Genomic DNA, 13,343 nt, shown 5'->3' with positions numbered 1-13,343 from the left:
TATTGTACGCCTAACAGATTTTATTATTCCACGAGAGTTTCCTTTCTTGATGAATCTTCGATATTTATATTTATTACAAATTCAAAATACAAGAAAACGAGGTAGAAAAACGCACTCATTATATAGTAGAATTATTTCATGTGTATTCAACAAGTTTATTTATATATATCTAGATAACTAGAACACAGTGGAGGCTCCTATGAAAAAAAGAAAGAAAATATGGAAAATTATTGGTTTCAGCTTGCTAGCAATACTCATTATTGCTGTAGGGGGAGGCGCTTATGCCTACAAGCAACTGCAGCCTGAGAACCATTTCAAAAATGTTCCTGTGGTAAATGCCAACTCTAATAAAAAGACAGATTCAAGTCAGGACACAAAAGTACAAAACGGTGTCTTTAACATTTTATTAATCGGTTCAGATGAGCGAAAAGGACAAAACGTCGGTCACTCTGATTCCATGATGATTGTTCATGTAGATTTAAATAAAAAAGAATATCACGCGATGAGTATTCCTCGTGATACACGCGTACATCTTGATGGCTACGGTTATACAAAATTGACAAGCGTACAATACATCAAGCAAGCGACAGATGGGCAACAAAAGGGTATAGAAGCTGCAATACAAGCTATTACTGAATTAACTGGTGTAAATATTAACTACTACGTAGAAACAAACTATCAAGGATTGCAAGGAATGGTAGATGCAATTGGTGGCATTGAAATGAATGTACCGTTTGATGTAAAACTTACACATCCTTGGTACCCAGAAAATAAAAATAAAGTGATAAATGCCGGCACACATTCAGTGGATGGCAAAATGGTAACAGAAATTGTACATGAGCGCTATTCTCTTAAAAACGGGGAGTATGATCGTCAAAGATTACAGGAAGAAGCATTAGTAGGAATCGCAAAGAAAACACTGCAGCCTTCAAACGTAACGAAACTGCCAGCATTTGTTAAACAGATTCCAAACTTCTTAATCGCATCCAATATGACGACAGCAGATATGCTAAGTTTGGGAATGGCTGCAAAAGACTTTGATCCTACAAAACAATTAAAATATCATCAAATTAGCGGACAGTGGAAGTCCATGTATGATGACATTTTAAAGAATAATAACGATCAATTAATAATGGATAAGGAACAATTGAAGCAAGTTGTTTCACAATATTTTATGAACTAAGCAATAAAAAAGAATACAAAAAAGGGCGTGGAGAAGGCTTTCTCCACAGCCTGAAAAACAGTGCTATAAGAATAGCACTGTTTTTCATATCCCTCTGTACTTACTTTATTGTATAACAAAATTTTTCAATCTCTTCCCATTGCATATAAACTCGAACAATATCTTCTTCAATCAGTTCACTGCCTGATTGTACTTCAATAAATTCTAAATCTGTTACTGCTTTAATGGCATGCTTTTCACCAGGTTTAATTTCTAATACATCACCTGGGCGAACAACTTTAAATTTATCATTTAACACAAACACACCTTCACCTTTTACAACTGTCCATACTTCACTACGATTATTATGATATTGATAGCTTAAATTTTTTCCAGCTGTAATGCCAATGCGTTTTGTTAACACTTCATTTCCATTTTCATATTTTGTATAATCCAATACACGGTACCAGCCCCAACGGCGTTCTTCATACATTGGACGTTGATCCCAATCTCCCACTAACTCTTTCACTCGTGGACTTGCTTCCTTATCAGAAACTAAAATACCATCTGGACTTGCTGCTATAATAATATTGGAAAGCCCTAATACAGAGACAGGAATATCTAATTCATTAATAATATGATTGTTCTCACATTCTTCACTCATATTTCCTTTTCCAATCATACTTGTTCCCATTTCTTCAGTAAGTGTATTCCAGGTCCCAAGATCTTTCCAAGATCCATTATAAGGAAGAGCAATAATATCTTTTGTTTTCTCAACTACTTCATAATCAAAGCTTATTTTAGGCAAATCACTATATTGTTTTAATAATTGATCATATTGAACTGGAAATCCTTTTTGATCTAATAACGAAATAATTTTGTCTAATTTAAATGCAAAAACACCACAATTCCAAAGTGCTTCCAATTCAATAAGTTTAATCGCCTCTTCTTGTTTTGGTTTTTCTTTAAAATGACTCACTTGAATATAATTCGAATGACTTTCCTTTACATTAGGAACGATATAACCATATTTTTCAGAAGGATATGTAGGAGTAACTCCCATTAAAGCCAAATCAGCTTCTGAAGATTGTAATGCTTTCTCTAAATCCAATAGTCTCTCGAAGAAATTATCCTCTACATATGGGTCTACAGGCAACACCCCGATAATTTCATTTGTGTCCACATTCTGTTTTGAGTATAAGTAAGAAGCTGCTAAAGCAATAGCAGGAAACGTATCTCGACGTTCTGGTTCAATAATAATCGGTACATTTTGTCCTAATTGACTATTAATCATATCTACTTGAGATTTACTTGTTGCAATAACAGTATTTTTCTCCAATCTAAGTGCTGTTAATTGCCCCCAAACCCTCTGAACCATAGATTGTAGCTCATTATTATCTGCCTTAAGAACTTTTAAAAATTGTTTTGAACGTGAATCATTAGATAACGGCCATAAACGTTTCCCTGATCCACCTGATAATAATATTAATTTCATATAATACTTCTACCTCTTTTCATAAAAATTAAAAGAGTGAAGGATATGCTTCCTTCACTTAGAAAATCTTTCCTTATATCGTTCTTCTACCATATTTTTTAGCTCTTCTTTAAATCTCTCTGGAGAAAATCTAATAGAGTTTTCTCTACAATTAGAAGAACTAAACTGATCATAGTTTCGTTCAAATTCATCTACTGCTTTTACAATACTTTCTACAGTTTGTTCTTTAAAGAACAATCCCGTTGGTTTTTCATGACTTAAATCTAATACAGTTTCCATTGCTCCACCCTTACCATAAGCAATAACAGGTGTTCCGCATGCTTGAGCCTCTACCGGTGTAATACCAAAATCTTCTTCCGCAGCAAATACAAAACCTTTTGCACGTTGCATATAATCTTTTAATACCTCAAAAGATTGATACCCTAAAAGTTCAACATTTCCTTTTGCCTTAGACTTTACCTTTTCAAAATCAGGTCCATCACCAATTACAACTAACTTTTTATCTGGCATAGATGCAAAAGCTTCTACAATTAAATCAATTTTTTTATAAGGAACCATACGGGATGCAGTTACATAAAAATCTTCCTTTTGTTCATGTAGTGTAAATGCAGTAATATCAACAGGCGGATAAATAACTGTTGACTCTCTTCGGTATACTTTCCATATTCTGCGTCCAATAAATTTAGAGTTACCTACAAAATGATCAACACCATTGGCAGTACGGTAATCCCAATTTCTTATTTTATGAAGGATAGTCTTTGTAATGAATCCCTTAATTCCTTTTTCTAAATTTGCTTCTTTTAAATATTGATGTTGTAAATCCCATGCATAACGAATAGGTGAATGAACATAAGAGATATGTAACTGATCTGGTCCGGTTAAAACCCCTTTTGCTACAGCATGGGAACTAGAAAGAATAACATCATATTTAGATAAGTCTAACTGTTCAATTGCCAAAGGCATTAAAGGTAGATAGTTTCTATATTTCTTCTTCGAGAAAGGTAACTTTTGAATAAAAGTAGTTTTCACTTCTTTATTCTTTATAAATTCTCTATTATCTCCTAAGTGATCTACAACACTAAATAAATCCGCTTCTGGAAAAACTTCTAACATTTGCTCTACAACTTTTTCAGCTCCTGCATATGTCACAAACCAATCATGTACTATTGCTATTTTCATTTAGATACACCACTAATCTTAAAATATATTTGTTTTGTACACTTTACCATTTGTTGCACGCTATATTTATTAACAATCTTTTCCCTAGATCCATTTGACATGTTTATCCACTTTTCTTTCTCGTGCAGCTCAATCATTCCATCAACCGCTCCATTTACATCTTCTAAATCATATAAATATCCTTCTTTACCGTGATCCACAATATCTCTATTACCAACTACATTAGATAAGACAGCTGGCAATCCTAATGACATAGCTTCCAACACAGCTAATGGCATCCCTTCCCATTTAGCAGATGACAAATAAATATTATAATTTTTCATTTCTTTTATTACATACTGAGTTGGACCGAAAAATAAAATGTTATTATTTATATTTTTTTTATTTACATACTCTTGCAGTTCCTTCATTTGAGAACCTTGTCCTATAAAAGTTAGCGTTGCATTCTCAAAATCAGGTTTTTTAATTAACTCTTCCATTATTTCTATAGAATGCTTAGAATTTTTCTGATTATCAAATCTTGTAACAGATACAACCTTTAAAGTTTTATTTTCATTAATCACTCTATCTTCGGGAATTTCTACACCGTTCACAATAACATTCAGTTTATTACTTTGTACCAACTTTACCGTATTAACCTTATCTTGTTCCCCGTCTGATACACAAATAAACTCATTCGTAAAGCGAGATAGAATTCGTTCAATTAATATATAAACTTTATTGATTACATTTTTATAATCCAAGTGTATACCATGAAAAGTATGCACTATTTTTACTCTCTTAGGAGAAAGAACCTTTAATAAGCGACTGTAAATGCCAGCGCCTTTACCGTGCGAATGAATAATATCGATATTATTGTCCTTTATAAATTTCAATATTTCTAAATGGGATTTTAAAACGAACTTTCTATGAGGAATTTTTATTAACTTCTCCTCACCTAATAATTGTTTATATTTATCCCAATATGGTTCTTCTTGTGGACAAGCGACATAGAATTCTATATCATTATCCATATTTTTCATTAAGCGATATACATGTTCAGGTCCCCCGCCATAATCTGCCCTAACTGTTATTAATAACACCTTTTTTTTCACAATTAATCACCTATTCTAAGACTTCTTTTAGCAGATTATCCACCCTACTAGTCCAGCTATGTTTTTTAGCAAAACTAATATATTTATCTTTATCAGTATCTTGTACCGTTTCTCTGATTGCTTCCACAAACCCCTCTAGGTTTTCAGCTAATTTAGCTGGACTATTTATATACTCCAGCTCTTTCCACTTTGTACTAACAACTGGAATTCCACAAACCATATATTCATACAGCTTTAAAGGATTCACATAGTCCAATAAGTGTGCATAATCTTTAACATTAAACGGTATAATCCCTACATTAGCATGTTGAAGATAAGCTGGCAGTTGATCATAGCTTCTTCTACCTAAAATATGAACATTTTCACGATCATCAATATGTTCTTTCGCTAATTGATCAGGTCCAATAACTACAAATGCAATATCTGGCATCATTTTCGCCATTTCATTAAATAAATGAAAATCAAACCATTCTTCTATAGCACCTACATAGACAACAATTGGTTTATCAATTGATTTATATTCAATCGGTTGTTCCTGCTTTTGCAAGAAATGATCTAGATTAACACCATTTGGAAAATATAATGTATCTTTAGGCCCTAAGCTATTTACATGCTCTTCTAATGTATGGGCCGTATATAAAACACGATCTACACTTTGAGATAACTTAGCTTCCGCATTCCCTAATGCGTTCGTATGATTAGAAAAACCAGAGTTTTTATCTGCCATTCTAAAAACCGATTTTTTACAATCAATAAAGTCTAACAGGTAATTTTGAAGACCATTATCGAAATAAAGTAAATCCACTTTTCTAAACCCTTTGGACCCTATTAATTTATTAATATTGGGGTAAGTAAGCTTATTCCAGTTATTATATATAAACTCACTTCTTAAGATTGGTTTATTATTAGGTGATAATAATGCTCCCGGCACATACGACCAAACTTGTCCATCTTCATACATCTCTCCACCCTTTTTATACACTTCATATCGATCATAAAACTCCTTAGTAGGTGAAAATACTCTATGAACCGGTGAAATAGGGGCCGAAACATACGCAATCTCCCAGCCCTTTTTCACTAATTCTTTAGCAATGTGATGTGTCCCTACTTGAAATGGAGAGTTCCAATAGTTACTAGTTGCAAACAATGCTTTCTTTTTCATTTAAATTTCTCCTTGGTAACTCTATATTATTAACTTTATCCTCGTTCGTTTGAATATTTAAACTAAGTAGAATCCCACCAAAGAATATTAACCAATATCCTAATGAAAAATCAAAAGGCCTTTGGTATATGGACATGAAATAAAATAATGCAAAAACCATTGCTGTTTTATTTTTTTCTTTAAGGCATATATAAAGAAAGAATAACGAGTGTAGTATCAATAGGAAATATCCATTAATAATTGTGAAAGTTTTCCACGACAAAGCATCTGATTTATAATTCAAAGCTTTATCAAAATACTTTTTCTCGCCCATCCCAAAAAGCTGTTCTCTTATACTACTATTTTTAAAATCATTATATACATAAGTAAACCCGTCATTAGTTCGATTATTCCCAGCTAAACCATTATCGGTAATTTCAAATCGATAGAGAATTCTATTATACAGATACGAATCTTTAGGAGTAAGAGAGAAAATAAGAATATATGAAATAATAAATAAAAAGAAATATTTTTTACTTCTTAGTAGAAGATATAAGCCAATTAACATATAAAATGCCATAGATAGAGATAAAATTCCCGCTATAAGAATTATCTTTTCGTACAATCTATTTAATTTAAATCTTTTTGAAATTAAAATTAAAGCACTCACGGTTCCTACTACACCAGGTTCATTGAACATGGCACACATTCTATCAATACTTCCTCCATACGAAAAGAAATACTGCTCAGAAATGTTATGATACACTGCGTAATTCGCACTCCATAAATACTGACGATAATATGATTTACTCGTAGAATAAGCAACTAAATTATCCCAATTCAAATCAATACCTATCAGCAATAACAGAGCAACAATTATTGCAGGAATATACGAAATAGCTATTATTTTAATGAAATTATCATATATCTTTAACTTCATTTCATTGGTTAATAGTACAAAAGGAACTAGTACAGCGCATAAAAATAAAAGACTATATAAAATTTTGTATACTTCTTCATATCTAAAGCTATATAGTAATACTAAAAAAAATACACCAAATGCCAATTTTATATTTTTTTTAGAAATAATATTATATTTAATGGAAATTAGAAAAAAACAGGAAATATAAACAACACCTACTACTTCTTTTAATTTATTTCCCCATACAAAAAAAGGCTCTAGTGTTAAAAAAGCTAAAAAAGCTGCTATGAGTATAAATATTTTGATGACCAAGCTGTTCGTAATAGCGTTATGATTTTGCAAATTAATCATCCTAACTACAATTAAAATATTTAAATTGATACTGTATTAAAAAAATCCCCCTATAATTAGGACGTTATTTTCAATAAAATATTGACCTATGGGTGCGATGAATAATACTTCATTTATAAAAAGATGACCTTTCTATTCAACAGTCCGTTAATTATATAAATGCTCTACTTTTCTATCCACATCATTTCATCTCAAAACATATATTAAATTAAACTCATTATTCTTCCATAACCATTTGAATAATAATTAAAATGAGCAATTCTTTGGTTAGATCCATAATCAGAGATAACTATTCTATCACTCATAATATCTATTACCCTATATACTTTCGTACCAAAACCATTGTGGCATCCCATAAATCTTATTGAACTTAACTCCAAGCACTCACTTTTTGTGCCCTCTTTTAACATAAACAACCCAGGTAATCCTTGATAATATTCATTTTGCTCTTTGTTATTAATTTGAATAGTAAAGTGAGCATTCGTAGATCTAAATACATTTCGTTTCTCTGGAATTGCTGTATATAGATATGTTCCAGGATCTTTTATAATTTCTTTCCCATCAATTACTAATTCAAGACTAAGTTGATCATTATGATCATGACTACCCTTCCCGTTACTTCCAAGAGGTCCACATTTAATAGCTAAATACAGATTTTTTGAAGAGTAAATGTATACTCCAAAATTAGGGTAAGAAACTACTTTTAAATCTTCTACTAAATTTGAATTTGATGGATATACATATTCAACAAATTGTGATTGCTTTCTTAATGACTGTATTCTTTCCTCATCTTCTTTATTTAATGACTTTATCAATGCATTATTAATCATTACTTGTTGATTACTTTTATCCTTTTTATTAAAATTCCCTTTTATTAGACCTTTAATAATCTTATTCTCTATAGAAGGAACCTCTACATACTGATCAAAATCGTCTCTCTCAAAAAAAGCATTAATTCCAGCTACTAAATAACGGTGATCCAAGAAATTTTCATCCCAATAATCCCCATCGTCACGCACACTATAATTTTGTAAATTTAAATATACTTCTTTTGCTTTTTTTACAGACAATAACTGATATATCGGTTGTATTTTAAAGAATCTCCCACTATCATTATCACCAAATTGTATAATTTCCTTATTTGGTTTCGTTATAGCCACAGTAAATTCTGCGATTTTTTCTAATCTATCTATATACCAATCAGGGAAAATTTTTCTATCTGTTATTTTCCAAAAACAACTTGCATTAAGATTAAAACCCTTTTTCTTACAAATTATATTATGCTGCTCTACATTATAATTCTTTAGTATATTCTTTTTATGTTCTGGTAATGCATATCCTAAGGCGGTAACATATAGTGCTAATTCTCCTGATAGTCGATGATATGCAGTGGAATGTTCAAAATTTGCACCTTCATCATAGAATTGTGCATGCATTTCTTGAATACTTTCTTGGAATGCAAAACATAACCACTCCTTCGTTTCCTCTGTAATAGGAAGATATGCGGCAATAAAAAATAGACCTACAATATTAGAATAGTAGTGGTTATTACGCACTTCACCATTACGTTCTAAGTGATTATAAATAAATTTCCCATGATCATATATAGAAAGACTAAATACTTTTTCGAACTCTTCGGTAAACGTTACCCCTTGCGCTCTGAATAAATCATATACTAACAACCAATTAGCGGCTCTAATTGCAACATCCATTGCACAAACCCAGTTCACTCCAAACTTGGGTGGATTCATGGATATAAAATCTAACACTTCATCTTGAAACTCAGCCACATATATTTCTGGCTCTTTGAAATCTTCTTTTCCTTGATTAGCTAACATATATGCCCATACATATTGAACTAAATGTTGCATACGTGATAATTCCCACGGAACTTTAATGTCTGCACCTAAGTCCTGACCGTAACGAATTTGAGAATAGTGTAACTTTGAATCCCAGCAGTAACCCGATTTGAAGTCTAAACGCCAGTCAATTGGACTATAGTTGCTAGTTATCATATTTCTTATCTTTTTACTATATAGCTTATTTTTCTTATTAATAAGACATGAAATATCCTCACTGATATCTACTATAGGTGCTTTATATTTGAATTCTTCTATGCCATTACAAATCATATTATATTTTATATTTATCCAACCAGATCCTAATAAATCAAAAGAATGGTTCAAATACAATGTTGATAACTCTTTAGTTTGTAAAATTTCCATTTTGGAAAAATCATGTACTATAGAATCTGATAATATACGCTCTATCTCGTATGTATTTAATGTTTGCGAGTATGTAGAAGCTCCACTATCTTTTAAAGCCTCCGTTCTTTTTAATACTTTTTGCTTTATTTTTCTGGTAATTTTACCTACTATTTCTTTAGGAGTTAATTCCTTAACTTTTTTCACATAATAAGACATAAAAAGACTCTTCTCCTATTTGGATAATATATTTCTGTAACAATTCAAAGAAAGATTTTTGTGCCATTATTGTTTTTTTAATTTATTAAACACACGAAATACGATTGCATATTGTAAACATAACATTATAAAACCGTTAAATATTTGCGCCCATGCAATTCCTATAACACCAAAATTTTGCGAAATCACATAATTAACTATTAAAGCAATAGGTGCCGAAACAGCAGTTACATAAAAATTTTCTTTCATTCTACCTAATGCCAGTAGCGTGACACCCATAATGGCATACGATGAATACAATACATATTTAATCATTAATATACCAGTGTATGTGATTGTGCTTTTATATGTATCCCCATAAAAGAGAGGAACAAATACTAGGGAAACTATATATACCGCTAATCCTGCAAATATACTTAAAAATATTGCCTTTTTCTGAATATTAAAGGCCATTTTCTTTAAATCTTTATAGTTATTACTTTTTTCTGTTAAGTAAGGTGTGTATATACTTTGCAGCGTGGCTGTAATTTGAGTAGCACCTAACAGGAATATCGTAGCAATTGAATAGTATCCCATTTCAACACGATCAGTTACAAAGTTATCCATAATAATAATATCCGCATAGTTCCCTATGTTGTTTACAAAATTAGCCATAAAACTAAAAAAAGCAATTCCCCAAAATTGCTTAGGTATATCTATGCTCATGTCATTTAGTCTCTTAGCAGGTTTTACTTCTTTAAATAGAGGATATAACCCAATAGCTAACCCTAAAACAGTGGCAATAATAAAACCTTTTACACCAAATAACCAAGTACCAACGATTATGAGTAATGCACTCTGTACTTTTATAATCGCTTGCATACTTGCCATCTTATTAACCCTTTTTAAAGCTAGTAAATAATTCATTAATATATTTGTTAAAGCTAATATAGGTACGCATAAAGTATATATGCTCCAATGAATCGAATATTGTTTAGAAATAAAAATTAAGAATACATTAAATAGCAAAATAGATAGCGTAGAAAACAACAAGCTATTTCGCACGGAATAAGCAAGAATTTTATCTTTCTGGCTATCGTCTCGCTTTTCTGCACCAAATTTTAATATAGCTGTATCTAGACCAAAAGTTCCAAGTATGACCGCTAGTGTTAAATACGTTTGTAAACTTCTGATTTGTGCCATACTTTCGGGGGTGATAAATTTAGCAACTAATATAATACTTCCAAATCCTAAAAACTGAACCAAGAATTTAGTAAGTAATAAACTAAAAAAACCCTTCTTTCCTAGTTGAACCAAACTATTACGGACTTTATTGCCAAGGGCTATTAAACGATCATTCATTTTATACTTTCTCCTTCAATGCCTCATTCATCTTACTTATACAATCATCTACTTTAGCTGCAAAATCATCTAAATCTCTATTTTTAAACAATACAGTCCCTTTTGGTCTCTTACATACATCACTTGCAACTGCTGGACAGCCTAAGTATATAGCCTCTTCTATGCTAATCCCATATCCATCACTATATGTTGGACGTATCATTAAGTCTGCATGTTTAAAAAGTGGCCATAATTCTTTTTGTCCAGTAATAAAGTGAATATTATTTTCAAGCCCACTTAACTTTATTGTTTCTTTCATTTCATTAAAGTAATTCTCATCACCGATTTTTGCAATTGCAAAAACCAATCCAATATCTTCATATTTTTCTTTCAACTTAGCAACCATCTTAATACTTATATCTAAACCATATAAGTCAAATCCATCATGAAATGTAATTATAGAAGCATTCCCCACCATAAGAGGCCTTGCTTTTGTTATAAACTCTTTCGTTTCATATGAATAAGTATTCATAATTCTTTCTTCATCTTCCATTGGAGGAGGTACGAAAGGAGATTGTATAGTTATCTTCTTTGGTAATGGCAAATTGTTTTTCACATAGCCATCCTTCAAATGCTCCCCTACCATAATACATTCATCTATTTTTTTTACGAATAGGCTAGCAATCCATCTTTGAATCTTCCCAAGATTATCTAATCTTCTTATTGAATGATGATGTAAAATAATTTGAGCTTTAAAAGGCCTAAATATCAACATTAGCATTAAAGGGAATTTAAAACCGTCTAAATGAAATGTATGATGAGAAGGCGATAAAAAGCTTGTAATAAATAAAAATTTTAATTTCTCATAAAGAGACAATCTCGAAAAATCTATTACTTCAACCTGAATCCCCATTGATTCTAACCTTTTTTTAGAACGGTAAATATAGACACTTACTCCCCCTAAAGGAGGGGGATAAGGCCCTATCAAAAAATATTTCTTTTGATTCATCTCCAAATTCCTCTTGTATCAATAACAACTTTTTCATTTAATGTTAAACGATCAATATCCTTAAATGAGTCATGGTCTACCAGTAATACAATAATATCCGCTTTAGATATAGTAGATGCTATAGAATCTAGTTCAATGCCTAACTCGCTTAGTTTATCAGGTAATTTTTGGATGTTCGGTTCAGAAACTATAATTTCCCCCAATTGTTGCTTAGCTAAATACTCTACTATTTCAACTGCCGGACTCTCACGCAAATCATCAATATTAGCCTTAAATGCTAAACCTAAACAAGCAATAACAGGATTTTTAAATTTATCTGCTTTTTCACGTATTTTATCTACTACGTAACCTGGTTTATAATCATTCACTATTCTCGCTGTATGAATAAGTTTTGCTTGCTCTGGTGCCGCATCTACAATAAACCAAGGATCAACTGCGATACAATGCCCCCCTACTCCTGGTCCTGGTTGTAGAATATTTACACGTGGATGTCGATTTGCTAAATTAATTAGTTCCCAAACATTAATATTTAGCTCATCACAAATCATAGATAACTCATTAGCAAATGCGATATTTACATCTCTGAATGAGTTTTCCGTTAGTTTTGCCATTTCCGCTGTTCTAGCATTTGTTTCAAGTATTTTACCTTTTACAAATTTCTTATAAAAATTTACCGTTTTCTTTGTAGACTCAGAATTAATACCACCGATAATACGATCGTTTTCTACTAACTCCCTTAAAATATGTCCTGGAAGTACTCTTTCAGGACAGTGTGATACGTAGAAAACACCTTTATTTGAATTTAATTCTTCAGTTATAGTTAAGTCTTCACGTTCTTCTAAAATCCATTTTGTAACTTTTTCTGTCGTTCCCACTGGACTTGTAGACTCTAAAATTACTAGGTCCCCTTGTTTTACATATGGTGCTATTGTTTTTGTCGCTTGCTCGACATATGTTAAATCTGGTTTATGATTATCTTTAAAAGGTGTCGGAACAGCTAGTATAAATACATCAGCTACTTCTGGTTCTATTCCAGCCTTTAGATTCCCACTTTGTACAGCGGCTTTTACCATAATGTCCAAATCTGGTTCATAAATATGTACTTTTCCGCTATTAATCATTTCTACAGCATCTGTATTAACATCTATTCCATATACTTGAAACCCTTTGGTCGCTAATAAACTAGCTGTTGGTAATCCAATGTAACCCAATCCTACTACACAAACTTTTTCGTTCATATCTGACAT

General features: G+C 31.6%; 10 protein-coding genes. 1 reads left to right on the top strand and 9 read right to left on the bottom strand.

Going from position 1 to position 13,343, the window contains the following annotated elements:
* Nucleotides 1-199: 199 nt before the first annotated feature.
* Nucleotides 200-1,183, top strand: coding sequence for an LCP family protein (locus ACIGHG_RS07895; RefSeq protein ID WP_396547927.1), 984 nt, complete (start codon nucleotides 200-202; stop codon nucleotides 1,181-1,183).
* Nucleotides 1,184-1,283: 100 nt separating this feature from the next.
* On the opposite strand, the gene ACIGHG_RS07890 is transcribed toward ACIGHG_RS07895, so the two are convergent.
* The 9 genes from ACIGHG_RS07890 to wecC all read right to left on the bottom strand — a co-directional run bounded on the left by ACIGHG_RS07890 (nucleotide 1,284) and on the right by wecC (nucleotide 13,334).
* Nucleotides 1,284-2,657: a sugar phosphate nucleotidyltransferase gene (locus tag ACIGHG_RS07890; protein WP_396547925.1), complete on the bottom strand. Its 1,374-nt coding sequence runs from the start codon at nucleotides 2,655-2,657 to the stop codon at nucleotides 1,284-1,286.
* A gap of 54 nt (nucleotides 2,658-2,711) precedes the next feature.
* A complete protein-coding gene (locus tag ACIGHG_RS07885; RefSeq protein WP_336471928.1) occupies nucleotides 2,712-3,836 on the bottom strand; it encodes a glycosyltransferase family 4 protein in 1,125 nt (374 codons plus the stop codon).
* A complete protein-coding gene (locus ACIGHG_RS07880; RefSeq protein ID WP_396547923.1) occupies nucleotides 3,833-4,930 on the bottom strand; it encodes a glycosyltransferase in 1,098 nt (365 codons plus the stop codon). Before ACIGHG_RS07880 ends, ACIGHG_RS07885 begins: the two co-directional genes overlap by 4 nt.
* A 10-nt stretch (nucleotides 4,931-4,940) precedes the next feature.
* Complete coding sequence (locus ACIGHG_RS07875) at nucleotides 4,941-6,092, bottom strand: GumK N-terminal domain-containing glycosyltransferase (protein ID WP_396547922.1); 1,152 nt, start codon at nucleotides 6,090-6,092, stop codon at nucleotides 4,941-4,943.
* Nucleotides 6,064-7,344 (bottom strand): polymerase, encoded by a 1,281-nt coding sequence (locus tag ACIGHG_RS07870; RefSeq protein WP_396547920.1) that lies wholly within the window; start codon nucleotides 7,342-7,344, stop codon nucleotides 6,064-6,066. Before ACIGHG_RS07870 ends, ACIGHG_RS07875 begins: the two co-directional genes overlap by 29 nt.
* A gap of 203 nt (nucleotides 7,345-7,547) precedes the next feature.
* Nucleotides 7,548-9,755 carry an alginate lyase family protein gene (locus tag ACIGHG_RS07865; RefSeq protein WP_396547918.1) on the bottom strand — a complete coding sequence of 736 codons (2,208 nt, stop codon included), beginning with the start codon at nucleotides 9,753-9,755 and terminating at the stop codon, nucleotides 7,548-7,550.
* A 78-nt stretch (nucleotides 9,756-9,833) separates the two neighbouring features.
* Nucleotides 9,834-11,108: a lipopolysaccharide biosynthesis protein gene (locus tag ACIGHG_RS07860; protein ID WP_336471922.1), complete on the bottom strand. Its 1,275-nt coding sequence runs from the start codon at nucleotides 11,106-11,108 to the stop codon at nucleotides 9,834-9,836.
* A 1-nt stretch (nucleotide 11,109) separates the two neighbouring features.
* The gene (locus tag ACIGHG_RS07855) at nucleotides 11,110-12,096 is read right to left on the bottom strand and encodes a glycosyltransferase family 4 protein (protein WP_336471921.1); all 987 of its coding nucleotides are present in this window, start codon (nucleotides 12,094-12,096) and stop codon (nucleotides 11,110-11,112) included.
* On the bottom strand, nucleotides 12,093-13,334 hold the full coding sequence (wecC, locus tag ACIGHG_RS07850; protein ID WP_336471920.1) for a UDP-N-acetyl-D-mannosamine dehydrogenase: 1,242 nt from the start codon (nucleotides 13,332-13,334) through the stop codon (nucleotides 12,093-12,095). The genes ACIGHG_RS07855 and wecC overlap by 4 nt, the downstream gene beginning before the upstream one ends.
* Nucleotides 13,335-13,343 lie beyond the last annotated feature (9 nt).

Source organism: Bacillus sp. NPDC077411 (genome assembly GCF_044543425.1).
GTDB lineage: Bacteria > Bacillota > Bacilli > Bacillales > Bacillaceae_G > Bacillus_A > Bacillus_A bruguierae.
Note: the sequence above shows the minus strand (reverse complement) of the source record. Positions and strands in the feature narration are given on the sequence as shown.

Coding starts and splice junctions, on each gene's coding strand:
- ACIGHG_RS07860 (WP_336471922.1), bottom strand. CDS start 11,108: ATGAATGATCGTTTAATAGCCCTTGGCAATAAAGTCCGTAATAGTTTG.
- ACIGHG_RS07870 (WP_396547920.1), bottom strand. CDS start 7,344: ATGATTAATTTGCAAAATCATAACGCTATTACGAACAGCTTGGTCATC.
- ACIGHG_RS07885 (WP_336471928.1), bottom strand. CDS start 3,836: ATGAAAATAGCAATAGTACATGATTGGTTTGTGACATATGCAGGAGCT.
- ACIGHG_RS07890 (WP_396547925.1), bottom strand. CDS start 2,657: ATGAAATTAATATTATTATCAGGTGGATCAGGGAAACGTTTATGGCCG.
- wecC (WP_336471920.1), bottom strand. CDS start 13,334: ATGAACGAAAAAGTTTGTGTAGTAGGATTGGGTTACATTGGATTACCA.
- ACIGHG_RS07895 (WP_396547927.1), top strand. CDS start 200: ATGAAAAAAAGAAAGAAAATATGGAAAATTATTGGTTTCAGCTTGCTA.
- ACIGHG_RS07855 (WP_336471921.1), bottom strand. CDS start 12,096: ATGAATCAAAAGAAATATTTTTTGATAGGGCCTTATCCCCCTCCTTTA.
- ACIGHG_RS07875 (WP_396547922.1), bottom strand. CDS start 6,092: ATGAAAAAGAAAGCATTGTTTGCAACTAGTAACTATTGGAACTCTCCA.